Annotated in this window: 21 protein-coding genes; 15 read left to right on the top strand and 6 right to left on the bottom strand. The window is 69.9% G+C overall.

The genetic code is table 11. The features are described 5' to 3' along the window. A complete protein-coding gene (locus QHF83_RS10835) occupies nt 1-384 on the bottom strand; it encodes a DUF6438 domain-containing protein (protein ID WP_282417705.1) in 384 nt (127 codons plus the stop codon). Between the two features lie 164 nt (nt 385-548). Further along, nucleotides 549-1340, bottom strand: coding sequence for a hypothetical protein (locus tag QHF83_RS10830; RefSeq protein ID WP_282417704.1), 792 nt, complete (start codon nt 1338-1340; stop codon nt 549-551). 1309 nt (nt 1341-2649) lie between these two features. Here QHF83_RS10830 and QHF83_RS10825 point away from each other — a divergent pair. Further along, nucleotides 2650-3033: a hypothetical protein gene (locus QHF83_RS10825; RefSeq protein WP_282417703.1), complete on the top strand. Its 384-nt coding sequence runs from the start codon at nt 2650-2652 to the stop codon at nt 3031-3033. Between the two features lie 14 nt (nt 3034-3047). On the opposite strand, the gene QHF83_RS10820 is transcribed toward QHF83_RS10825, so the two are convergent. Further along, the gene (locus tag QHF83_RS10820) at nt 3048-3992 is read right to left on the bottom strand and encodes an alpha/beta fold hydrolase (RefSeq protein WP_282417702.1); all 945 of its coding nucleotides are present in this window, start codon (nt 3990-3992) and stop codon (nt 3048-3050) included. Between QHF83_RS10820 and QHF83_RS10815 the strand changes: the two genes are divergently transcribed. The 4 genes from QHF83_RS10815 to QHF83_RS10800 are packed head-to-tail and all read left to right on the top strand — an operon-like array spanning nt 3991 to nt 10364. Further along, the gene (locus tag QHF83_RS10815; protein WP_282417701.1) at nt 3991-7512 is read left to right on the top strand and encodes a CHAT domain-containing tetratricopeptide repeat protein; all 3522 of its coding nucleotides are present in this window, start codon (nt 3991-3993) and stop codon (nt 7510-7512) included. The genes QHF83_RS10820 and QHF83_RS10815 overlap by 2 nt on opposite strands. Before the next feature lie 13 nt (nt 7513-7525). Continuing rightward, a complete protein-coding gene (locus tag QHF83_RS10810; RefSeq protein WP_282417700.1) occupies nt 7526-8455 on the top strand; it encodes an ABC transporter ATP-binding protein in 930 nt (309 codons plus the stop codon). Further along, nucleotides 8452-9285 (top strand): hypothetical protein, encoded by an 834-nt coding sequence (locus QHF83_RS10805; RefSeq protein WP_282417699.1) that lies wholly within the window; start codon nt 8452-8454, stop codon nt 9283-9285. Before QHF83_RS10810 ends, QHF83_RS10805 begins: the two co-directional genes overlap by 4 nt. Next, the gene (locus QHF83_RS10800) at nt 9285-10364 is read left to right on the top strand and encodes a hypothetical protein (protein ID WP_282417698.1); all 1080 of its coding nucleotides are present in this window, start codon (nt 9285-9287) and stop codon (nt 10362-10364) included. Before QHF83_RS10805 ends, QHF83_RS10800 begins: the two co-directional genes overlap by 1 nt. Here QHF83_RS10800 and QHF83_RS10795 read toward each other — a convergent pair. After that, nucleotides 10344-11984 carry a HEAT repeat domain-containing protein gene (locus QHF83_RS10795; protein WP_282417697.1) on the bottom strand — a complete coding sequence of 547 codons (1641 nt, stop codon included), beginning with the start codon at nt 11982-11984 and terminating at the stop codon, nt 10344-10346. The genes QHF83_RS10800 and QHF83_RS10795 overlap by 21 nt on opposite strands. Before the next feature lie 171 nt (nt 11985-12155). Here QHF83_RS10795 and QHF83_RS10790 point away from each other — a divergent pair, with 171 nt between their 5' ends. After that, nucleotides 12156-13694, top strand: a complete 1539-nt coding sequence (locus QHF83_RS10790) for an ATP-binding protein (RefSeq protein ID WP_282417696.1) — start codon at nt 12156-12158, stop codon at nt 13692-13694. Between the two features lie 21 nt (nt 13695-13715). On the opposite strand, the gene QHF83_RS10785 is transcribed toward QHF83_RS10790, so the two are convergent. Next, nucleotides 13716-14507, bottom strand: a complete 792-nt coding sequence (locus tag QHF83_RS10785) for an alpha/beta hydrolase (protein WP_282417695.1) — start codon at nt 14505-14507, stop codon at nt 13716-13718. Nucleotides 14508-14808: 301 nt separating this feature from the next. On the opposite strand from QHF83_RS10785, the gene QHF83_RS10780 reads away from it, so the two are divergent. From QHF83_RS10780 to QHF83_RS10740, 9 genes are all read left to right on the top strand, one after another. Then, complete coding sequence (locus QHF83_RS10780) at nt 14809-15243, top strand: helix-turn-helix transcriptional regulator (RefSeq protein ID WP_282417694.1); 435 nt, start codon at nt 14809-14811, stop codon at nt 15241-15243. Between the two features lie 254 nt (nt 15244-15497). After that, entirely contained in the window at nt 15498-16325 is an 828-nt protein-coding gene (pssA, locus tag QHF83_RS10775) for a CDP-diacylglycerol--serine O-phosphatidyltransferase (protein WP_282417693.1), read from the top strand. Between the two features lie 66 nt (nt 16326-16391). Continuing rightward, nucleotides 16392-16787, top strand: a complete 396-nt coding sequence (locus tag QHF83_RS10770) for a hypothetical protein (protein WP_282417692.1) — start codon at nt 16392-16394, stop codon at nt 16785-16787. Nucleotides 16788-16853: 66 nt separating this feature from the next. Beyond that, nucleotides 16854-17726, top strand: coding sequence for a cytochrome c biogenesis protein CcsA (ccsA, locus tag QHF83_RS10765; RefSeq protein WP_282417691.1), 873 nt, complete (start codon nt 16854-16856; stop codon nt 17724-17726). A gap of 7 nt (nt 17727-17733) precedes the next feature. Then, entirely contained in the window at nt 17734-19185 is a 1452-nt protein-coding gene (hemA, locus tag QHF83_RS10760) for a glutamyl-tRNA reductase (RefSeq protein ID WP_282417690.1), read from the top strand. Beyond that, nucleotides 19182-20081, top strand: a complete 900-nt coding sequence (gene hemC, locus QHF83_RS10755; RefSeq protein WP_282417689.1) for a hydroxymethylbilane synthase — start codon at nt 19182-19184, stop codon at nt 20079-20081. The genes hemA and hemC overlap by 4 nt, the downstream gene beginning before the upstream one ends. Nucleotides 20082-20105: 24 nt before the next feature. Continuing rightward, complete coding sequence (locus QHF83_RS10750; protein ID WP_282417688.1) at nt 20106-21731, top strand: 1,4-alpha-glucan branching protein domain-containing protein; 1626 nt, start codon at nt 20106-20108, stop codon at nt 21729-21731. A gap of 57 nt (nt 21732-21788) precedes the next feature. Then, entirely contained in the window at nt 21789-22277 is a 489-nt protein-coding gene (locus tag QHF83_RS10745; RefSeq protein ID WP_282417687.1) for a hypothetical protein, read from the top strand. A gap of 46 nt (nt 22278-22323) precedes the next feature. After that, nucleotides 22324-23364: a hypothetical protein gene (locus tag QHF83_RS10740; protein WP_282417686.1), complete on the top strand. Its 1041-nt coding sequence runs from the start codon at nt 22324-22326 to the stop codon at nt 23362-23364. Between the two features lie 19 nt (nt 23365-23383). On the opposite strand, the gene QHF83_RS10735 is transcribed toward QHF83_RS10740, so the two are convergent. Continuing rightward, nucleotides 23384-24097, bottom strand: a 714-nt coding sequence (locus QHF83_RS10735; protein WP_282417685.1) for a hypothetical protein, incomplete at its 5' end; no start/stop codon positions are given.

The following is a 24097-nucleotide window of genomic DNA, read 5'->3' as shown; positions in this document are numbered from 1 at the left end:
TCAGCGCGATTCCAACCATAGCTGGTTTCTCTCGGCATCCGAGCCCACCCACTCCTCGAGACCGAGCGCTTTTTCGAAGAGATCGTACGTGCTCGTGCCTTCGGGTGTCGTGCTCGCGAGCCAGCGCGTGACGCCCTTCTTCTCGCAGCGGAGGTGCGGCCGCACCTCTCCGATGGCATCGTCGAGCGGGCTTGGCCCATCGGCGACCCGATCGAGCGCTCTCCAGAGCTTCGCGAGCCGATCCGGGTCGAGCACACGTACGTGTCGACCGGGCGCCTTCACGAAGATCATGCCGTCATGAACGGCGGTGCCGTCGCCACATAACGTGGCTCGGTACTGGGGACAATTGCCATGGCACGCGCCCGTCCAGTAGACGATGCGCACGCCGCCCGAACCAAGTGTGCCATCGCAGCGGACTTCCGGGCCTTGGGGCACGAACGTGCGAAACCCTGGCGCACACGAGGCAAGAGCGAGCAACACGCCGAAGCATGACCAGTACCGCGAACGTCGCGGCAGCGATGGCGGGCGTATCGCGACCCTACGAATCCTCACTCGGAAAGCTCGGACAGCAGCGCCGCCTCTTGCGCCGCGAGGTCGGCCTTGAGCTTCTGGAGCGCTTCGAGCTTCGCCTTCTTCTCTTGCTGGGCGGCCTGCGCCCGCTGGGCTGCGATCTTCGCTTCCTGTGCGGCGAGCGCCTCGCGCTGCATCTTCAGCGCGTCGAGCTCCGCCAAGGCCGCCCCGATCTTCTTGTCGAGCTGGCTCAGGGTCAGCTCCTCGGCCGAGTCCTGGAGGAAGAACGACTCCGCCCAGCCGGCGCCGAGCTTGTGCGCGTGCTGAATCTCGCCCAGCTTGCCGTAGAGCGACTTCCGCAATTTGTTGTGGTCCTGGTTCAGCTTCACGCGCGTGCCGATGGTCCGGAAGTTGACCAGGTTTTGCGTCGCGGTCTTCTTTTCCTTCGCCGCTTCCTCGCCTGCCTTTGCACGTGTGGCCACCACGGGCGCGTGGTCTCTCAGCACGGCTTTATCGGCTTCCGCCAGCGCTTCGGGCCAGGTTTGCATGATGTCGAGCTGCCCGCCGAGCGTGGGTCGCTTCAATTCGCTGGGGCGTAGGTCCTTGAAGAGGCGTTGCGCGAGAAGCGAACGCTTGTCCACGTTGGCCGAGACGAAATCGACCGAATCATCGAGATCGTAATCCGCGAACTGGACCACTGCGGTGGCGGAGGCCTCGGCTTCGAGGAGGTTGCGCTCCTCGGCGATGGTGGCCTCGATGCGCGGCTCGAATGCATCCACGTCGGGGACGAGCGCCTGCGTGAGGGGATTGCGCCGGATACGGGCCGCCATGAAGCGGAAATGGACCGCGGCAGTCGCGGTGGTCGCTGTTTCAGGGAGGGTCTTGACTCCAACCATGGCGGCGGATGGTAGAGGGCTCCCGCGCCGGCCGTCAACGACGTGATGCGTCCGGGGACACTGCCGCCTCTCACGGGAAGGGGCTCGAACGCGCCGGAGACGGCTTGCGGGGGCGTTCGAGGGGGCTGAAGTGGCGTTGCAACGCGTCGCGGGGGCGGTTCGGGCGCCCGAAGTGGGGTCGCAACGTCGACGGGGGGGACGGGGGCGCGGGGAACGGGGGCGTGAGCGGTTGCATCGTCGCTCGTGGCGCCGGAGGTGCGTGGTGCGCGCTTTTCGCCGTGCGGCGATCGGCGCTCGAACCTGCGTGCCAACGCGAGCCGGAGCGGTTCATGCGAAAGGAGCGAGGGAGCGACGCGTCGACGTTCGGGTTTCGGCCCGCGACGGGGCCTGCGGAACGATCCCGGTGCTGCATCGCGGGTGGAGGCGGGGGCGGAGCTTCGTGGCGAATGTGGTTCGAACGTTCGAGATGGGTCGTCGAGGCGTCGCGGGGCCACTTGCGGCATGTGGGCACGGTGAATGCCCGGAAAACACCGGGGAAGAGGTTGACGGTGTGGTGATGCCTACCGTAGCCTACCCGACTGCGTCACGGCTCGCGCACCGTGACGGGGGAGGGGGAGCGCGTGGCTTGGGGGGATGGCCGTATCGAGAGCAGCATGCTCGTTTGGCGTGGACGACCTGTGCAGCGTCCTGCCCGGGACGGGTAGGCTCGGGGTCGGGGTCTACAACCAGACGTCCGTCGCCTTCGGGTACGCGTGGAAGGATGGCGACGTCCGGATAGGGCCGTCGTTCTCGGCTTACCGCCATATCGCCGAGCCCTCAAGGCGCTCGCCGCCGACGAGCCTGTTGTTATCTGGATGTCTCCCTCGTGGGACGATCGAGTTGCGCTCTGGGCGCTCTGCTCTTATCGGCTCCAGCGCCGGCCCACGCAGCCCGACCTATCGCTCGTCGTCGTGGGAGAACACAAGGAGCGGGATCCGCCCATCAGCTTTGGTATTGGTTATGTGAGCTTGAAGCCGGCGATGGCGCCTCTCGCGTGGGAGACGATGCGTTCTCTTTCGCTCCGCGAGGTCCGCGAAAAGGCGCGCTTTTGGAAGAAGCTCACGGCGCCTTCGCCGATCCTTTCCGGAAAAACCTCGGGAAGACACCATCACGCAAGGAGCTCCTCGAGCTGGGCGCCTACCAAGCGGGCTTTTTCCCCCGGTTCAGCGAGCGAGGGCTTTCCCTTTCGACCCTGGATACACTCATGCTCGATCTCGTCGACGACACGCCCAGAACTCCCGCAGCAATCTTCATGCGAGAAGGGGCGAAGGGCGATGCGTTTCGCCAATGGTTCGACCTCACCGGAGACGTCATCCTGTTCGATCGCATCGCCGCATGGGCGAAATTCGACGGTCCCGGGGCGCTGATTACCGAGCCCTACCGCACCCCGAACGGCCTATGGACCTCGCGCTACGAGATCACCGACGTCGGCCGCTCCCTCCTGCGCGACGGCCTCACCTCGATCGACCAAGCCCCGCCGCTCCCCATCTGGGGCGTCACGGCCTACGACCCGAAAAATCCCTGGGTCGTCGTGGAAGAAGCCGGAGGGCGACCGCACCTCCGGCGGCTCGGTGAACAGACCCGCTGAAACGGCATCCCCTCTCAAGGCTTCGGATGCGCGAGCAGCCACTCCACGACCTTCGGGGCGAAGTTCGGCCCGAGCCCCGGCACGTGCGTCCCGCCGGCGATCGTCCAGAGCTCGGCCGCGCCGCCCGCCTTGCAGCCCGTCGTGTATTTCGAGACGCTGGTCTCCGCGCCTTCGATCGTCGCCTCGAGGTCGAGCGCTTCGCCTGCGGACGGCGTGAGCGCGCAGCCGTTCTTCTGCGCCCATGATTCGGTCGTCGCCACGGCGCCCGGATAACTCACGCCCAGGATGGAGTCGCCGTCGTAGAGCACGGTGTCGTCCGCCGTTCCGTGGATCTGCAGCATCGCGACGGGTTTCTCCGCCGGGCATTTCGCCGGATCGCTCCACGTCGCGCCCGCGAGGCTCGCGATGCCGGCGACGAGATCCGAGCGGTCGCAGGCCATCCGGTGCGACATGTAGCCGCCGTTCGAGTGGCCCAGGAAATACACGCGCTTCGGGTCGACCTTGTAATGCTGTCCGATCTCGGTGACGAGGCCCGAGAGGTAGGCGACGTCGTCGACGCCCACGCCCCCGAAATCGCAGCAGGCGTCCGTCGCATTCCAGAAGCGCTTCGACTCCGCGTCGAACGTGCCATCCGGGTGCGCATACAAAAAACCGTGTTTGTCGGCCTGGGGCTTCAACTGGAACAAGAGCTCCTGGACGGCGCCGGAGGCGCTGTAGCCGTGGAGCAGGATCACGAGCGGGGAGGGTTTGGCAGGGTCGAGGCCGGGGGGGACGTGGACGGTGACGGGGCGATCACCGCCGACGACGAGCTCGCCCGGCTCTTCGCCGCCGGTGCCCCCCGCGCCGCCGGTGCCTCCGGCGCCGGCGTTGCCGCCCGACCCGGCGGGATTCGAGGCGCAGGCCAGGGCAAAAACGAACGGTATGGATGCGAGGACAAGGGAGGGGTAGAAGCGCGTCATGGCGCGAGCTTACCGCACGTTCCGTCGGATCTCCTCGGTGTTCCTCCTCGCGGGGGTGACGCTCGCCGCGGCGCCGGCCCTCGGCGCGCCGCCGAAGGCCGCCCCGAAAGCCGCGCTCACGAGCGCGGAGCAGGCGGCGCTGAAGGAGTCGCAAGAGCTCGCCGTCGAGGCGCAGCGGCTGCTCGAAAAGAAGCAATACGATCCGGCGCTCGCGCCGGCGCTGAAGGCCCTCGCGATCCGGGAGAAGATCGATCCCGAGAGCGTCTGGACGAAGATGAGCCTGCGTCAGGTGGCGGACATTCACGAGGGGAAGAAGCAGTACGCCCGCGCCGTGCCCTACCGCGAGAAGCTGCTCGCGGTCGTCGAGAAGAAGCCAGACAACGAGGCGGATCTTCGCTATCGCATCCACGAGCTCGCGAGGGCGCTGCAAGCCGGGGGCGAGCACGCGCGCGCCATCAAGCTGCTCGAACGCGAGATCGCGATCAGCGTGAAGTCGAGGCGCGGCGTCGAGGGCGAGGACACGATCGGGCCGTTCGCGGCGATCGCGGAGTCCTTCAAGGCGCTCGGGCGGTACGACGAGGCCGAGGCCATGCTGCGCCGCGCGATCAAGATCTGCGAGGATGTCTCGCGGGATCGAAAACCGTACCCGTATCTGCTCGTGAACCTCGGCCGGTTGTACCACGACACCGGCCGTTACACGCGGGCCGAGCCGATCCGCGCGCAGGCGGTCGAGCGCGTCGCGGACGTGAGCGGGTTTCGGTTCAACGCCACGACGGAGATGGGCGAGCTCGCGGCGACGCGTGTCGCCCTGCAGGACTATGCGGGCGCCGAGGTGGTGCTCGACGAGCTCGTCGCCATCGCCCGGGAACGAGAGGGTGAAGACAGCCTCTATTACGCGAGCCAGCTCGCGCTGCGCGCGGCGCTCGACGTGGAGACGGGGGCGTACGACCGGGCCGAGTCGAGGCTCCTCCGCGCGCAGGCGATCGTCGAGGCGAATGCCCAAAAGGGGAAGGACGCGCCGGAGCTGCGCGTCGCCTTGCAGTGGATCTTCGGGCAGATCGCGACGCAAAAGGGGGATTTTTCTCGCGCCGAGCAGCTGCTTTCGCGCACGCTCGCCCATTACGAGAAGACGAACGGGCCGAAGGACAAGTCCGTGGCCGAGGTGTCGGCGAACCTCGCCGATCTCTACCGGCGCGCGCAGAAGCTCGACAAAGCCGAGGTCCACGCGGCGCGGGCGCTCGCGATCCGCGACGAGCTGCTTCCGGCGATGCACCCGGATCGCGCCGAGTCACGGGCGATCTTCGGGCGTATCCGCGAGATGCGCGGAGACGCGGCGGGCGCGAAGAAGCTCCACGAGGAGGCGCTCGCGGCGCGCGAAAAGACGTTCGGCAAGGAGCATCCGTTCGTCGCGTCGTCGCTGCTCGATCTCGCGGATCTCGCGCGGCGGCAGGGGGGGCTCGGGGCGCAGGGCGCCAAAGGCGACCCGAAGCCCCGAACGTCGGACAACGCGGGTGAGGCCGAGGGGTTTTACAAGCGGGCGGTCGGGATCTTCGAGACGACGTTCGGAGGCGAGCACGAGAAGGTGGCGGCCGGGCTCGAAGGGCTCGCCGCGCTGTACGTGGAGACGGGCAAGCTCGATCTGGCGCTTCGCGCGGCGACGCGGGCGGCGGAGATCCGCGAGCGGCAAGCGGCGCTCGTGATCGCGGGGGGATCCGAGGCGCAAAAGCGCGCGTTCGTGGCGACGATGCGCACCGGGACCGATTTCCTCACGAGCCTGCACGCGCGGACGATGCCCGCGGACGCGGACGCGAGGAAGCTCGCGCTGACCACGATCTTGCAGCGCAAAGGGCGCGTGCTCGACGTGATGGCGAGCTCGCTCGCGGCCCTGCGGCGCAAGCTCGGGGCCGAGGAGGCGAAGCTCGCGGACGAGCTCGCGGCGGCGCGGGGCGAGGTCGCGCGGCTCGCGATGCGAGGGCCCGCGGGCCAGCCGCTCGAGGAGTTCAAGGCGGAGCTCGCGCGGCGCGAGGAGAAGGCGCGGGCGATCGAGGAGAAGATGGGCGGGCGGAGCGACGTGTTCCGCGCGGAGGAGACGCCCGTCACGATCGAGCGCGTGCAAGCGCAGGTGCCGGCGGAGACGGCGCTCGTGGAGATCTCGCTGTACGTGCCACGGCGCTCGGCCGACGTGGACATGCCGAGCCGCGACGGGCCGCCGCGCTTCGCGGCGTACGTGCTCGATGCGTCGGGCAAGGTGAGCTTCGTCGATCTCGGCGAGAGCGGGCCGATCGAGGCGGCGACGAAGGCGCTGCGCGAGACGCTCTCGGCGTCGCTCGACCAGGATCCGAAGCCGCCGGCGCGGGCGCTCGACGAGCTCGTGATGCGCAAGATCCGGCCGCTGCTCGGCGGAAAAACGAAGCTCATGATCGCGGCCGACGGCGCGCTCTCGCTCGTGCCGTTCGCGGCGCTCGTCGACGAGGAGGGGCAGTACCTGGTCAAGCGGTACGAGATCTCGTACCTGACGAGCGGGCGGGATCTCTTGCGGCTGTCGCGCACGGCGCCGCCGGGGCAGGGCGCGCTCGTCGTGGCGAATCCCGCGTTCGGGCAGCGCGAGCAGGGGGAGAGCGCGCTCGCGCTGCTGGACGGCAAACCCGACGCGAAGACGCGGGGCCTCGACAAGGCCTATTTCGAGCCGCTGCCGGCGACGGCGGTCGAGGCGCGCGCGCTCGCCCCGATCCTGCCGGGCGCCGCGATGCACGTGGACCTCGAGGCGACGGAGTCGACGCTGAAGAAGGCGCACGCGCCGCGGATCGTGCACGTGGCGACGCACGGGTTTTTCCTGCCCGCGAAGGGCGCGGCGGCGCGCGCGGCGGCACAAGGTGAGCGTGGGCTCGAGCTCGAACCGTCGCCGGACTGGCTGCCGGATGATCCGCTGCTGCGCTCGGGGCTCGCGCTCGCGGGGGCGAACGCGAAGAAGGGCGGCGGCGGCGAGGACGGGATCCTCACGGCGCTCGAAGCGAGCTCGCTCGATCTTTGGGGCACCAAGCTCGTCGTGCTCTCCGCGTGCGAGACGGGCCTCGGCGACGTGCAGCGCGGCGAGGGCGTGTACGGCCTTCGGCGCGCGCTCTTCGTGGCCGGCGCCGAGTCGCTCGTCGCGAGCTTGTGGAAGGTCGCGGACGAGGAGACGCAGCGGCTCATGGTGGCCTATTACCAGCGCGTCACGAAGGGCGGCGGCCGGAGCGCCGCGCTCCGGGATGTCGAGCTCGCCATGCTCGCCGACGAGCCCACGTCACACCCGTATTTCTGGGCGAGCTTCGGCGTGTTCGGGGATCCGTCGCCGATGGGCGCAGCCGTCGAGGTCGTGGGCGATCGGCGAACGCCCCACGAAGAGCCGCGGATCCTGCCCGTGAAGCCTGGCCCGCGTGGGTGTTCGTGCACGTTCCCCGGATCGACGGGGGAGGGGCCGCTCGGGCTCGTGGGGCTCTTCGGGGTCCTCGCGCTCGTCGCGCGGCGCCGGCATCGGTGATAGGGTCTCGGCCATGCTGGCCATCGAGGCCCGGGGGCTCCGTAAAACGTACGGCGGGGGTTTTTCACGGGGCGCGGGGAAGGAGGCGCTCGCGGGGCTCGATCTCGCGATCTCCGAGGGCGCGGCGTTTGGTCTGATCGGGCTCAATGGCGCGGGAAAAACCACGTTCATCAAGGCGCTGCTCGGCGTCGTGCGGCCGAGCGCGGGCGTCGTGCGGGTCCTCGGCAAGGACCCGGAGGATCCGTCGGCGCGCGCGAAGATCGGCTATCTGCCCGAGCGTCTCTTTTTGCCGCACGCGTTCACGCCCGTGCAATTCCTGGCGAGCGTGGCGCGATTGAAAGGGATCTCCGAAGCCGACGACGAGGTGCGGCGGCAGATCGGGCGGGTGGGGCTCTCCGGGGAGGAGGGGCGGCGGATCGGGGGTTTTTCCAAGGGAATGCGGCAGCGGCTCGGGCTCGCGGCGGCGCTGCTCGGCGGGCCGATGTTGCTCGTGCTCGACGAGCCGACGGACGGCGTCGATCCGCTCGGCCGGGCCGAGATCCGGCGGATCCTCGCGGAGGAGCGGGCGCGGGGCGCGACGCTGTTCCTGAATTCGCACCTGCTTTCGGAGACGGAGCGCGTCTGCGATCGGATCGGCATTCTCTCGGGCGGGCGGCTCCTCCGGGAAGGGCCGATCGAGGCGCTCTGCGGGAGCGAGACGCGGTATCGCGTGCGGTTTGCCCCGCCGCTCGACGCAGCGGCGCTCGAGGCGCTCGGCTTTCGGCCGGGGGAGGGCGACGGGGTGTTCGTGGTGGATGCGCCGGATCCTACGGCATTGAACGATCTGCTCGATCGAGCGCGGCGCACCGGGGCGCGGCTCGTGGGGCTCACGCACGACGTGCGGGATCTCGAGGACGTGCTGGCGGAGGCGCTCGGCCAGGGAGGGGAGCGGGGACACGCGTGAAATCGTTTGTCGTGGCCAGAGACCTCCTGCGCGAGGCGGCGTCGCGGCGCTGGTTCCTCGCGCTCGGCCTGGGGATCACCCTGGGGCTCGTGGTGATAGGACTTTCCTTGCGGATGGACGTCGTCGACGGGGCGCTCGCGGCGACGCGGTTCTTCGGTAAATCGGTGAACACGCAGATCCGCGCGGCCGACCTGGCCCTGCGGCCGGTGTTCGTGGCTTCGTCGTATCTGATCTTTTACGGGGGCCTGCTCTTCGGCGTGGTTGCGTGCGCCGATTTCGGCCCGAGCCTGCTCGCGCCGGGGCGGATCGAGCACCTGCTTTCGTTACCCGTGCGGCGATTCGAGCTCATCGTGGGAACGTTCCTCGGCGTGCTCGCGCTCGCGCTGCTCGGGGCGCTTTATGGAGCGGGCGGGCTCGTCTTGATCTTCGGGGTGAAGACGGGCGTGTATTCGGGGCGGCTCATCGTCTCGGCGCTGCTCGCCAGCGTGACGTTTTCCGCCATTTATGGCGCGATGTTGACGGTCGCGATCGCGGCTCGCAGCGCGGCGCTCTCGGCGGCGTCGGGGGGCGCATTGGTCCTGCTCGGGATCGTGGCCGGGGAGCGGGAGCGGATCTCGGAGTTTTTCGATCCGGGGATTTCGCGCACGATCTTCCGGGGAATCACCCTGTTCTTGCCGCGGGTCTCGTCGCTCGCGCGTTCGGCCGGGGAGATCGCGGGCGCCCAGCCGGTCGATTCCGCCGCGCTGACGAGCTTGCTCCTCGGGCTCGTGGTCTTCGGCCTCGCGGCGCTCTCGCTCGGCATTCACCTCTTCGAACGGAAGGATTTCTGATGAGACGGGTGGCCTGGCTCGTCGCGTTCGCCGCGCTCCTGGCGCTCTCGGCGTTCTTGATGTCGCGGGGGGACAAACCCAAGAAGCCCGAGCGGGTGCTCAAAGCCGAGTTCCCGCGGTTCCCGAAGCCCTGGGAAGAGGAGCGCAACCGGAAACGGAGGACGTTGCCGCCCGCGGCGCCGCGGCCCGGGGAGGAGGAGGGCGTCCTGCGAAAGCGAGATCCGCTGCTCGTGGCGCTGCCGATGGAGAAGGGCAAGAGCGCGGTGGTGTTCGAGGTCGCGGCGCTGAAGGAGTCGCCGATCGGGCAGATCTGGCTCGATTGCATGCTGGAGAGGCAGGCTGAGAATCAGCGCGGCGGACGCGGCGCGGACAAGTTCAAGGAGCAGTTCGGGATCGATCTCTTCAAGGACATCGATCGGATCGCGATGTCGTCGAGCAAGGTGGCGGTCCTGTCGGTCGCGGAGGGCACGGCGAAGTTCGACAGGAGCGGCTGGCCGAAGCGCTCGTTCGGCGAGAAGGGCTCGATCTGGCAGGAGCCGGAGGGCGGCGGGGTGTTCGCGACGTGGGGGGACGAGATCGTCCTCGCGGGGGCAGACCTGAAGGAGATCGAGGCGGCGATCGAGCGGCTCGAATCGAAGAGCCCGCCGCGGGAGCAGACGATCCCGGAATGGTCGGTGTACGGCGACATTTTCGGGGTGATCTCGCCCGAGGAGCTCGCGGACATGTTGCCCGAGGGGCAAGGCGAGATCGCGGCGATGCTCCGGGCCTCGATCGACCGCGTGGATCTGCACGTGGACACGTCGGAGGACGTGGCCATCGTGGCGGACGTGAATGGTTCGAACGCGGAGGACGTGAGGGATCTGGCGAAATCGATGGGCGCGGCCTTGAGCCTGGCCCGCGCCGGCGCCGAGGACGAGGGCGACGAGCGGCTGCGGGAGCTGCTCGATTACGCGACGGTCAAGCCGCGGGACGGGCGATTCACGCTGGACGTGGCGCTGCCGCTCGACGTGCTCAAGGAAATGGGGCCGTGCCGCAAGCGGGATGCGGCGCCGCCGCCGTCACCACCACCATCCCGGTGAGCGAAGAGGCGACCAGGAGGTGCATCGTCCGCCGTCGCGGAGGGTGATCTCCTGGCGGCGCGCCGAGGTCGTGAGGGGCGCGCCTTCCATTTCGTCGAGGATGACGGAGAGCGCGGCTTCGACGACGTCGAGCGAGGCGTTGCTCGGGGCGAGCAGGAGGCCGCGGAGCAGGGCGGTCGTGGCCTCGGGGCCGAAGACGGAGCCGAGGGCGAAGGCTGCTTGCTCGACGGTCGGCGTGGGGCCGTCGGGTTCCTCGGCGGCGTGATCCTCGAGGAGCGCGCGCTCGAAAAGAGCGAAATGGTCCCGGGCCTCGTCGAGCATGCCGAGGAGCCGGATCGCCAAGGCGCGGAGGGTGGCGTTGGCGGAGGCGCGAGCGGCCTCGACGAGGGTTTGCATATGCGAGGCGTGGCCACGACACGCGAGGGCGCCGGTCACGCGGAGACGAACGAATGGGTCGGGATCCTCGGCGAGGGATTCGAGCGCGGCGCGGAAGGTGGGGCCGTTTTCGGCGACGGCGTCGAGCACGTCGAGGGCGAGGAAGCGGGCCTCGGGGTCCGGAAAATGGAGCGCGGCGAGGAGCGCGGCTCTGTCGCGCGTGTCGGGGTTTTTGGCGATCTCGCGGAGGAGCGCGCGGGCGAGCTCGAGGTTTTCCGGATCGGCGCCGCGCCGTTCGAGATACTGGACGGCGACGCGCCGCCTGCGTCGATGGAGGACGAGGCCGAGATCGGCGCGTAGGGCCTCGTGGAGGCGCGCGCGGGCGAGCAGGTTGGCTGCCATCGCGGGGCCGTTTTCGTCCTCTTCCAGGAAAGCGAGGGCGCCACGATAGCCGTAAGAGGTCCGCGGTTTGTCGATGGGGCAGAAGCGCGCGAAGTTATGGTCGAGGACGGCCTTTCGCGCGGCGCGGCGGAGCTCCGCGATGCTCGAACGTCGCAAAAGGTCCCGGCGTGGCAGGACGAGGGCGGCGGCCGCCGCGGCGCGTGTTTCGTCGTCGAGACGATGGGCGAGATCCGGGAAGAGGCGAATGTCCTCGAAAAGCTCGGGGTCCTGGGGGCGATCGCGAAAGTAGGCCGCGAGCACGTCGAGCACGTCCGGGTGGTCCTCGGCCAGGTAGACCGCGAGCGAGGCGTCCTCGTCGTCGGGGGACGTCCGGGCGACGTCCTCGATCCAGCGCGCGACGAGCCATGCTTCGATCTCCTCGCAGCGATGGTCCGCGAGACGGCCCATGGTCGCGAGCCACGCGCGGCGCGCCGCAGGGGTCGCCCGATCGAAGCGCGCGAGCAGAGCCGCGAGGCGCGCGCCGCTCCGAGCGAAAGGGAAGAGCTCGGCGAGCGGCGCCGCGGGGTTGTCCACGAGGACTTCATCGAGCAGGCGCGCGAACGTCTCGTCGGGTAAACCGATCGAGGCCCGCGCGAGGGCGCGTAGCGCGTAGCCGCGATGCCAGAAGGAGCGCGCGGGATCCGCCGCGATCCGCGTCAGCGCAGCCGCGAGCGACGGCGGCGCGAGGAGCGCGAGGAGGCGCGCGGCACGAAGGCCCACGCAGCCCGGGAGTTCGAGGGCGGAGAGGAGTCGTTCGCCGACCTCGTCACGAGAGGTCCAGCACAGGGAGGAAACGTCGAACACGAGAGGCGCGTGTGGTCACCGGAGCGCCATGCCGGGAGCACCTGGGCCTCGGGCCGGGCTCGATGTTCAGGCGTATCACGGTGCCGGGCGACACGCGAACCCTTCAAGCGCGAGCCATGCCCGTCTTGGGGTTCGCTTGACGCCCCATCCCCACCCTGGGATCCTCCGGTGATGTCCCGCCGCTTCAACACGGCTGGCCCGAACGATCCGGCGCGCCACCACACGGTCCCCGCGCTATCCCGTGTCCCCGGCGTCCGGGAAATCATCGAGCAGGGCAGTTACTTCATCCTCCACGCCCCCAGGCAGACCGGCAAGACGACCGCGCTGCTCGACATCGCCTCCGTGCTGAACCGTGAAGGCAAGTACGTCGCCGCGGTGCTCTCGCTCGAGCCCGGCGCCGCGCTGACGAGCATCGACGCGGCCGAGCTCGCGATGCTCGACTCGTGGCGCTACGACCTCGCCGCCTACCTGCCCGCCGACGTCTCGGTCCCGCGCTGGCCCGACGCGCCCCAGGGAAACCGAATCGGCGCCGCGCTCTCGGCGTTCTCGCAGGAAGCGCCGCGGCCGCTCGTCATCCTCCTCGACGGCCTCGACTCCCTGGCCCGGGAGGTGCGCGCCTCGCTCGTCCGGCAGATCCGCGCCGGCAAGCCGCGCCGCCCGCGCGCCTTCCCCTGGTCGATCGGCTTCGCCTCGGTCCGCGAGCCCCGCGAGCTCGACGCCGGTCAGGCGCCGTCGAGCACCCGCGGGCCCGCGAGCTCGACCGGTCTCGATGCCGAAGTCCTCCCACTCCAGGGTTTTACGCGGAGCGAGGTGGAGACGTTGCTTCAAGGGCTCGAGGAGCGGACGGGGCTCGAGCTCTTGCCCGGCGCGGTCGATCGCGTCCACGAGCTCACCCAGGGACATCCGTTCCTCGTGAACGCGCTCGCGCAGCGGATCATCGAGGGCTCCGACGGCCGCAAGGGCCCGCTGACGGCGGTGGACATCGAGCGGGCGAAGGATCTCCTGCTCGACCGGCGCGGCGGCCTGCTCGACGAGATCGGCGATCGCATGCGCGACGGAAAACTCCGGGCGGCGCTCGAGCAGATCCTCGCCGAGGCGCCGCGCGAGCCGCCGGCCGAGGACATGCGAAGCGGCGTCGATCTCGGGCTCGTGAAGCGTTCGCCCGATGGAACGGTCGCCCTGGCGAACCCGATCTTCCACGCGCTCGTCGCGCGCCTTTTGCCGGGCGCGGTGCGATCGGTGTTCCCGGTCGGGCAGCCGGCGTGGGTCGGGCCCGACGGGCGGCTCGACGCGGACCGGCTGCTCGAAGCGTTCCTGGAGTTCTGGCGGCGTCACGGCGACGCGCTCTTCTCCAGCGCGCCCTACGGTGAGCTCTCGCCGCTCGTGCTGACGGCGTTCTTGAACCGCGTCGTGAAGAGCGGCGGCCTCATCGAGCGGGTCTACGCGATCGGCCGCGGCCGCATGGACGTGTGCATCCGTCAGGGCGGAGCCGCGGTCGCGCTCGTGGTGAAGGTGCGTCGAGACCGCGACCCGGATCCGATCCCCGAAGGGCTCGCGCAGGTCGACGAGGCGCTCGAGCGGCTCGGGATCGAGAACGGCTGGCTCGTCGTGTTCGACCGGCGCAAGGGCGTCTCGCCCGTGTCGCAGCGGCTCGGCTCCGTGAAGGAGAAGACGCCGGCCGGGCGCGAGGTCGTGCTCGTCCGGGCGTGATCCGTCGCCGAGGTTTTCGCGTCAGGATTTGAAGCGCAGGAAGTCGCCGAGGATCGCGGCGAACTCGTGCGGGCGTTCGACGAAGGGCGACGGGCCCGCGTCGGGCATCTCCGCGACGACGACGCGCGCCTCGGCGAGGCGCTCGAGCGATCGCTGGGAAACGGCGCCGCGGCTGCCCGTGACGAAGAGCGCGGGCACGGACAAACGGGCGAGCCGCCACGCGAGCGATCCGTCCTCGGCGAGCGCCACGAGCTCGCGTCCCCACGCGTGGAGCAGGCGCGCGTCACAGGGGACGCGACCCGGCTCCTCGGCCGTCGTCGTGGCCCGCGAGGCGAGCCTCACCGCGTCGCGCAGCGCGCTGATCCCGGGTCCGCCGAGGTCGGTGAGGGTCAGCTCCGCGGCGGGGCGGAGGCTCGCGCAGTCGTCGACGGTCTTCGGGCCGTCGATGTCCACGACGGCGCGGACGAGGCCCGGATGCCGCTCGGCGACGAGCGTGCCGAGCGTCCCGCCGAGTCCGTGTCCGACGAGCACGACGCGCTCGCCGAAGCGACCCGCGAGCCACCGGGCGAAGTGATCGGCGAACGCCATGAGCGGCGCCGGCCGCGGGGCCGGGACGCTCCGACCGTGCCCGGGCAGATCGGGCACGACGTGCCGGTGCGCGGAGAGCCGCGCGTGCAGCGCGACCGACTCGAACACGAGCCCGTGTCCAGCGAGCCCGTGCAAGTACACGAGCGGAGTGCCCCGCGCGGACGGGTGATAGTCCCGGACGAACATCCCTGCATCCACCCCGTGCGCCACATCGACCGAAAGCATCCGTCCCCCTCCTCGCGCCGCGAACCGGCCCCGAGCTCTCCCCAGGAAGAGCCCGAACCGGTCCGCCCGAACCACCGACTTCGCCTGGTGCCCGATCCCTGCCTGGCCGGAAGGCTCACGGTCCTCCGGCTCGTACGCGCTTTCCCAATGGATGCGCGAGGTGGCTCTCCGGGCGCGCGCCGGCCGCCGAAAACGGCGGGAAACCGAGGGCGGATGGGGACGTGCGGGGCGGCTTTCGGGGCCTCGCACGAAGTTTGTCTAGGAAAACCAGTCCGTGCACGACTTTGGGTACCGTGCCCACATGCCGCGACGACGCGAGCCCGATCCGTTTGCTCTCCAAGTTGGTATCCGCATCAGGCAGCTTCGCGAGGAGCAGGGCCTCACGATGGAGAAGCTCGCCTTCGAGAGCGAACTCGGCTCGAAGGGACACCTGTCGAACCTGGAGCGAGGGCTCGCGAGGCCCACGATCCACACGCTGAGGGTCCTCGCGGAGCGGCTGGAGGTCGACGTGCTCGATCTCCTCACGTTCCCCGAGCAGGGCGATCGCCAGAAGCTCGTGGACCTCACGCGTTACCTCCGGCGCGGGACGATCCGCAAGCTCTTGAAGGACATCCTCAAGGACATGGCGCCGCTCGAGTCCACGAAGGAGCCCGCGGCCGCGGCGCCTCCGCCGAAGAAGGCCGCCAAGCGGAAGAGCGCGCCCACGAAGGCGCGGAAGAAAAAGCGCTCGTCGTGAGTCCGCGATTCGTTGCTGTTCAAACGGATCGGTTCTCCCGCGGACGATCCTGCGGCCACGCTCTCCGTCAAGCGATCGACGTTCGTGTCGTCCGGGTGCGAAGCGTCGTATCCACTTCCATCCTCGAGCGACCGCGCGGTGCGTAACGCGCTTCCGAGGAGCGGACGATCTGCGTCCGATCCTTGGGCTTTGCTTGCGTTATCGCGCGCTGCGTCGTTACGCTCGTCGTCCTCATGCGCTGGAGGAGAGGGACGATGGGGAAGGGCATCCGGCTGCGGAAATTCGAGCTCAAGAAGACGCTCTTCTTGCTGCCGAACATGATCACGCTGACGAGCATCTTCTGCGGCTTCGACAGCATCCGGACTTCGGCGACGGCGCAAGGCGAGGCGGACTTCTACCGCGCCGCGTTGCTCATCGTCTTCGCGATGTTCTTCGACACGCTCGACGGCCGCGTCGCGCGCGCGACGAAGACGCAGAGCGCGTTCGGGCTCCAGATCGACTCGCTCGCCGACGTGGTGTCGTTCGGCGTGGCGCCGTCGCTCCTGCTCTACCAGTGGACGCTCCACCGGCTCGGCACGCTCGGGCTCGTGGCGTCGTTCCTGTTCACGGCGTGCGGGGCGATCCGGCTCGCGCGGTTCAACGTGCTCTCGACCGGCGACGACGGCAAACCCTCGAAGCCCTCGAAGTACATCGTGGGTCTGCCCATCCCGGGCGCCGCGGGCATCCTCGTCTCGCTCGTCGTGGCGAGTCACACGGCCGGCGGGATCCTCGGGCGCGCCGAGTACACCGTGCTGATGCTCGGCGTGACGATCGGTTTGTCGATGCTGATGGTGTCGACGATCCGGTTCCGCTCGTTCAAGGACGTGAAGCTGAACGCGCGGACGGCCCTGCTCGTCGCGTTCATGGTGGGTTCGTCCGTGGCCGTGTCCCTGAAGATGCAGCCGGCGTTCGTCCTGGTGTGGCTGCTCGGCTGCTACGTGACGATGGGGATCCTGGAGTCGTTGTGGCACCTGCCCCGGCGCCTCCGCGCGAGCTTGCTCGCCGGCGATTCGAACCAGCCTCCGCCCGCGGCCTCGACCTGAACCCGGAGCGTTCGGAACGGCTTTGACTTTGCGGCAGGGCCGAACCATGTAGACTGCGCGCCGTCCATGAAGAATCGCGTATTTTTCCCGCAGGTCGCGCTCGACGAGTGGCTGGGTGAGGACAGGGTCGACCTCAAGAACGACGAGCTGACGATCAAGAGCGAGGGGCGAAAATACCGCATCATCGAGGCCATCCGCATCCTGAGCGAGGTCAGCGGCTCGCCCGACAGCCACGAGCTGCTCGGCAAGGTGAAGTCGAAGGCCTTCCTCGCCGAGCTCGGCGCGGAGATCCTGGAGACCTCGATGATCCTCGGAGACAACGCCTACGACGTCGTGCCGGGATTCGTGGGCGCGCCGGTCGGGACCTTCGCGGACCACCAGCGCGGCGGGCCCCCGTCGCAGACCCGGAACCTGACGACCGACGAGGATCTGCTCGCGGCCTTCCTCGCCACGAAGCTTTGAGCATTCGATAGGCAAGGGCGCGCATCCGCCTGCCGCCGCACCGAAGACGCGCTACCTTCTCCCGCCATGACGCGCGCTCTCTCCACGGGGACATTCTTCGTGGCCGTTCTGCTCTACGGAGTAGCGAGCGCCCTCTTTTTCCTCGACATCGCCCGCAAGGAGACGCGAATCACCGCGTCGATCGGCTCCGTGCCGCCGCCCCGGCGCTCGTCGTGGGCCGCGATGAGCCTCGGCGTGGCCGCGGCGTTTCACCTCGCGTACGTGACGTTCGCGAGCCTCGTCGCGCGCGTGTGCCCCGTCAATTCGGTGCATTTCTCGCTCTCCGTGGCCTCCATCCTGGCGATCGCCGTGTACCTGCCGGCGCGGCGCCGCGTCCGGATCGACGCGATCGGAGTCTTGCTCGCGCCGCTCGGGCTCGTGTTCGTGCTCGGCACGTTTTTCCTCGGTCAGCCGGGGCCCGCGCACACGATAAGCCCCGCGTTCCTCGCGCTGCACGTGCTCGCGAACCTCGCGGGGACGGCGCTGTTCCTGCTCGCGGGCGGCGCGGCGATGCTCTACCTCGTCCAGGAGAAGCGCCTGAAGAAGAAGCGCACGGATCGCCTGCGGATCGGCAACCTTCCTCCGCTCGAGGTCCTCGATCAAGCCGTGCACCGCTTCCTCGTCGCGGGCTTTCCGCTGCTCACGCTCGGCGTGCTCACGGGGACGATCTGGGCGAAGAGCCTGGAGAACGGCACCGTGGAGGAGATCCTCCGGGCCGTGCTGGGGTACGCGACGTGGCTCGTGATCGCGGCCGTGCTGATCCTGCGCGCCGCAGCAGGGTGGCGCGGGCGGCGGGCGGCGTACGGGACGATCGCGGGGTTCTGCTGCGTGGCCGCGGTGCTCGTGGTCTACCTCGTGCGGCCCGTGGTCGAGCTCGGCTCGCCGAGGATCGGAGGCTAGGGCGAGCGTGATCGTCGTCGTTGGTCTCTCCCACAAGACAGCGCCGATCGCGGTGCGCGAGCGGCTCGCGGTGCAGCGTGACGCGCTCCCCGCGCTCTACGAGAAGCTCCTCGCGGATCGGGCGATCGGCGAGGCCGTGGTGCTCTCCACGTGCAACCGCGTCGAGGTGTACGCCGCGCCGTCACGCGGAGGTTCGCTCGAAGCGGCGAGCCGCGCGACGATCTCCGCGCTCGCGGCGATCGGCGGCGACGCGGTCGCGATGCACCTCGGGCGCAAGGAGGGCGGCGACGCGGTGCGGCACCTCTTCCGCGTGGCCTCGTCGCTCGACTCGCTCGTCGTGGGCGAGCCGCAGATCCTCGGGCAACTGAAGGACGCGATCGAGTTCGCGCGGGAGAACAAGGCGCTCGGACAAACGCTCGGCAAGGCGATGCTGCGAGCGGTTCGCGTGGGCAAACGCGCGCGGAGCGAGACGGCGATCGGCGAAGGCCAGGTGTCGGTGTCGAGCGTGGCCGTGGATCTCGCGCAGGAGATCTTCGGGGATCTCGCGGGACGCAAGGCCGCGCTCGTGGGCGCGGGCGAGATGGCCGAGGCCGCGGCGAAGCTGCTCGCGAAGGCGGGCGCGAAGATCATCGTGCTCAACAGGAGCCCGGCGCGAGCGAAGGTGCTCGCGTACGACGTGTCCGGCGAGCCGCGCGGGATGGCGGATCTCGAGCGGACGCTCGGCGAGGTCGACATCGCGATCGCCTCGACGTCGAGCCCGACGCCCGTGATCACCGTGGATCTCGTCAAGCGCGTGCGGAAGGTGCGGCGCGGCAAGAGCCTGTTCTTGATCGACATCGCCGTCCCGCGCGACGTGGAGCCCGCCGTGAACGACCTCGACGGCGTCTACCTCTACGACGTCGACGACCTCTCGCAGATCGTTGCGCAGTCGCTCGAAGGCCGGGCCGCGGAGGCGGCGCGCGCCGAGGCGATCGTCGAGGAGGAGGCGCGCGCGCTCGAGCACTGGACGCTTGAACGAGAGCTCACGCCGACGATCGTGGGGCTCTTCAACCGGACGCGCGCGGTGCTGCTCGCCGAGCTCGAGCGGAGTTTTGCAGGGCGTCTCAAGCATCTCGGAGCCGCGGAGAAAGAGGCGCTGCTCGTCATGGTCGACGCCGCGACGAACAAGCTGCTCCACGCGCCGGTGACGCGCCTCAAGGAGCTCGCGGGCGACGCGCGCGCCGAGGGGTACGTCGAGGCCTTGCACGACCTCTTCGACCTATCGGCGGTCCCTCTTTCGGCGATTGCCCTGGAGGGCGGCGATGGCAGCGCGATCGACGGAGCGATCACGCTGAAGCCCGCGGGCACGAACGGCAAGGCGCGCGCGCCCGCGCAGGCTTCGCCCGCAGGGGCGCCTTCCGCGGCGCCGCTCGCAGTACCCTCCCCGCGCGAGGTCGCGGGCGCAAAGGATCTCGGATGACTCGCCTGATACTCGCCACCCGGCGCTCCGCCCTCGCTCTCGCCCAGTCCCGCGCCTTCGCGCGCGCCCTCGTCGAGGTCTCACCCGGCCTGACGGTCGGCGAGCTCGAGATCGTCACGTCGGGCGACAAGATCACCGATCGACCGCTTCAGGAGGTCGGCGGCAAGGGGCTCTTCGTGAAGGAGCTCGAAGAGGCGCTGCTCGATGGGCGCGCGCACTTCGCGGTGCACTCGTACAAGGACGTGCCCGCCGTGATCCCCGACGGGCTCGTGATCTCGTGTGTCCCTCGGCGCGAGGATCCGCGCGACGTCTTCATCACGCGGACGGGCGCGACGCTCGCGGATTTGCCTCGGGGTTCGCGTGTGGGCACGTCGAGCCTCAGGCGTGCTGCGGCGATCGGGCTCGCGCGGCCGGACCTCGTGATCGTGCCGCTGCGCGGGAACGTGGACACGCGGCTGCGCAAGCTCGACGAGGGGCACGTGGATGCGATCGTGCTCGCGCTCGCGGGGCTGCGGCGTCTCGGTCTGGAACGACGCGCGACCGAGGTTCTCGATCCGGCCGTGATGCTTCCCGCGATCGGGCAAGGCGCGCTCGGGATCGAGTGCCGCGAGGCCGACGCGGAGACCCGGAGCGCGCTCGCGCCGCTCGATGATCCCGAGACGAGCGTGCGCGTCGCAGCCGAGCGTGGCGTGATGGTCGCGCTCGGGGCCGACTGCCGTACGCCCGTGGCGGCGCACGCGGTGCGCACGGACGAGGGGCTCTGGATCCGGGCCATGATCGCCGAGGCGGATGGGAGTCGTCCGCGGATGGGCGAGCGGCACGTCGCGTGGCCGAGCGTGGCGGCGGATGCGACGCGTGTCGGTCTTGATCTCGGACAAGAGCTCCTTCGCGCCTGAGGGCGCTCGCTTATCCTGCGGCCGATGCTCGGATACGTCGCGATCGTCCTGCACGCGCACCTGCCCTGGGTGCGGCACCCGGAGCACGCACGCCCGCTCGAAGAGCGATGGCTGCACGAGGCACTCTGGGAGTCGTACCTGCCGCTGCTCGACATGCTCGCGCGGCTCGAAGCGGACGGGATCGCGGCGCGGATCACGGTGTCGGTGTCGCCGACGCTCGCGGCGATGCTCGCCGATCCGCTGCTTCGAAAGCGCTTCGTCCTGCACATGGACCGGCTCGACAAGCTCGCGGCGCAGGAAGAGCGGCGTACGAGCGGCGACGCTGCACTGCGCCCGATCGTGGCGTTTTACCGGGCGCGGATCGAGGCCACGCGTGCGACGTGGGAGCGCATCCGTGGCGACGTGCTCGGCGCTCTTGCAGGACACGAGGATCGCGGCTCGATCGAGCTTTTGACGACGAGCGTGACGCACGCGTATCTGCCGGCGCTCACGCGTTCGTCCGCGCGCGCGCAGGTAAAACTCGGCCTCCGCGCGTTCGAGGCCCTCGTGGGGCGAAGGCCGCGTGGGCTGTGGCTGCCCGAGTGTGGGTACGATCCCTCGCTCTTGCCGGAGCTCTCGGCGGCGGGCGTGGGGTACACGGTGCTCGACGCGCACGGTCTCGAGCTCGCCTTGCCGCGTCCTCCGCGAGGGGTGCTCGCGCCGATCCTGTCTCCCGCAGGCGTCGCGTTTTTCGGCCGCGATCCGCAGGCCTCACGCGAAGTGTGGTCACGCGAGGCCGGATATCCGGGCCACCCGGACTATCGTGATTTCTACCGCGACATCGGCTTCGATCTGCCGGAGGTCGCGCTCGCGGGGGAGATCGGCCCGGATGGTACGCGCCTCATGACGGGCCTCAAGTACCACCGCATCACGGGCCCCAGGTCGCACAAGGAGCTCTGGGATCCCGCCGCGGCCGAGGCTCGCGCGCGCGCGGACGCCGCGCATTTCGTGGCCGAGAGGGCGGCTACGCTGCGGGCCGTGCAAGGCCGAGGACCGCGGCCCGTCGTGGTCGCGCCGTACGACGCCGAGCTCTTCGGCCACTGGTGGTTCGAAGGTCCGATCTTCCTCGAACACGCGCTGCGCGCCCTGCATCACGCCGAGCTCGCAGGTGAGATCGCGCCCGTGACGCTCGGCGCTTACCTCGCGGCCGAGCCTGCGCTCACGGTGGCCGAGCCCTCGGCCTCGTCATGGGGCGAAGGGGGCTTCGGTGAGGCATGGCTCGGGCGCGCGCTCGATCCCGACCGTACGGAGGGCATGTCGCCGGCGCACCTCGTGCGGCACGTGCGCCACGCGGAGCAGACCGTGCAGGGGCTCGTGCGGGCGCGGCGCGGCGCGGACGGGCTCGCAGGACGCGCGCTCGATCAGGCGATCCGTGAGCTCGTGCTGCTCGAAGCGAGCGACTGGGGCTTCATGATCCGGCGCGGCGAGATGGCCGCGTACGCGGCGGCACGCGTCCGCGCGCACGCGAGCCGCGTGGATCGGCTTTGCCGACTCGCGGGGCGGGGCTGGATCGGCGAGAGCGAGGCGCGGTGGATCGAGGCGACGACCGAGCGGACGCCGTTCCTCGCCGAGCTCGAAGGTGAGCGCTTGCGCGACGCGTTCGACGCGTGAAGCGCTCATCTTGGGCCTTGTCGAGCCGCCCCTGGATCACGGATGCTCCTCTTCGCGATGCGCGATCGTTCGAGTTGGCCCCGTCTCGCCTGCCTCTTGCCGTCGTGCTTCGCGGTCGCGTCGATCGCCTGCGGCAGTGATCTTTTCCACGCGACGGACTGGGCCACGCTCTGCGACACGAATCCGACCGCGAAGGGCTGCGCCGGACAGGGCGGCGGCGCTGCGGGATCGGGCGGCTCCGGGGGCATGGGCGGCGCCGGGGGCATGGGCGGCCCAGGCGCAGGCGGGTCGTGCATCCCGTGCGCGAACCTCGCCGGCGCGAGCGTGGCGAAGCCGCCCGCCGATGTCGAGGTATGTCCGAGCTCGGCCGACGTCTACGCCTTGCTCGACGTGTGCCGATGCGGCGAGGCGAGCGTGTGTCACGCGAGCTGCTCGCTCACCCCTGCGTGCGGCAACACCGCGATGGACGTGGCGGCGTGTGATGCGTGCGTCGAGACCTCGTGTGCCCCTTACGTCCTCTCCTGCCTCGCGCAGAAGACGCCCTGAGCGGCACGAGTTGACAGGGATCGCCACGCGCGGAGACGATCGCTTCATGCTTCGCTTCGATCACCTGCTCGGGCTCGGTCTCGCTGGCTTCGTCTTCGCGGCTGCGTGCGGAGGTGGAGGCGAGGGCAACGCCGCGTCGTCGTCGGGCGGCGGGTCGGAGCCCGCGTGCACGACCGACGCGCAGTGCCCCGCGAGTGATCCTTGCAAGACCGCTGCGTGCGTCGCTGGAGCCTGCGTCGAGACCCAGGCGCCCGCGGGCAAACTCGTCTTCGACGGCCTCGTCCCCGGCGATTGCAAACGCAAGCAGTGCACGGCCGAAGGCACGATCGAGGAGATCGTCGACGACACGGACAAACCGGACGACGGCAACCCCTGCACGCTCGACACGTGCACCGGGGGCGTGCCGAGCAACCCGCCGGATCCGATCATGGAGGGCGCGCCGTGCGGCACGAACAGCCAGATCACGTGCTCCGGTGGTCTGTGCGTCGGTTGCAGCGATGCTTCGCAATGCCCGCAGGGCGGCGTCTGCCACGTGGCCGTTTGCAACGCCATGGGCATGATGAACGCGTGTGGCCTCGAGATCGACGTCGGCAAGCTGGTCTTGAACGGCGATTCCGGCGACTGCGTGCAGGCCGTTTGCGACATGAACGGCCTCATCGTCCCGGCGCCTGCGCCGCTCGATGTGCCCCCGCCCGACGACAACGACTGCGACGTCGAGTCGTGCGGCGAGGACGGCACCGTTGCCCACATGCCGCAGCCCGACGGCACCACGTGTGGCGGATCCACGACGTGCAAGCCGAGCTCGTGCTCCGCGGGCGCGTGCGTGCAGATGCCCTTGCCGGGCACGGACGTCGTCACGGAGACGCAGGTGCCCGGCGATTGCCGCACCACCGTGTGCGACGGCATGGGCGGCATGCTGGATCAGCCCGACGACATGGACGTGCCGTCCGATCCGACCCCGAACGATTGCACGAGCCCTGTGTGCTCGAGTGGCACGCCGTCGACGTCCCCCAAACCGCAGGGCACCACATGCATGACCGCGGGCTCCACGGTTGGCATGTGTGATGGGAGCGGCAACTGCATGTGACGTCGCGGGCGCGACGTGATCAGAACGTGACGCGAAGCCCCGCGGACGTGGGGCCCACGAGCAGGCGCAGGCTCGTTTGCGGCGCGGCCGGCGTGGTCGTGGAGGGCGTGGTCTCGTCGCTCTTCACGGGCACACGCTTGCTGCCGATCACCCACAGCGGCACGCCCACGCCGAGCGCCACGACGCCGGTGATCAGGATGGCGTAGCCCACGGCTTGTTGCGTCTCGTCGGCGCGCGTCTCGCAGATCGTGGGGCCGAAATCCGAGTCGCAATAGATCGGGATCTGGTTGGCCGCGGTGCTCGCGATCGCCGAGCCGGCGAGCACGCCGACGATGCCCGCGGTCGTGGCCAGGATGCCGCCGATCATCATCGGGGTGCTCTTGCGCTCGTAGCGCGGCTGCGGCGGCTGCGGCTCGCCGTAGTACGGGCCGTAGTACGGATATCCGTAGGGGTACCCTTGCGGCGGCGGCCCGTATCCAGGCGGAGGCTGTCCGTACTCGCCACCTTGCGGCGGAATGTATCCGGGCGGAGGCGGGCCATACCCTTGCGGATAGCCATAGCCATATCCCGCGGGCGGGGGCGTAGCCGCGCCCGTACCACTCGGCGGAGGCGCGCCGGGAACGGCGCCGGCGGGCGCGCTCGGCGCGGGCGGAGGTGCGGCGAGCGGAGGCGCGGCGGGCTGCTGCGCGGGGGCCTGTGCGCTGCTCGGCGGAGCCGGTGTCGGCGGCACCTG

Origin of the sequence: Polyangium sp. 15x6 (assembly GCF_029960785.1) — a bacterium.
In the GTDB taxonomy this organism is placed as follows: Bacteria; Myxococcota_A; Polyangia; order Polyangiales; family Polyangiaceae; genus Polyangium.
The sequence above is the reverse complement of the archived record's forward strand: the minus strand, read 5'-3'. Positions and strand labels throughout refer to the sequence as shown.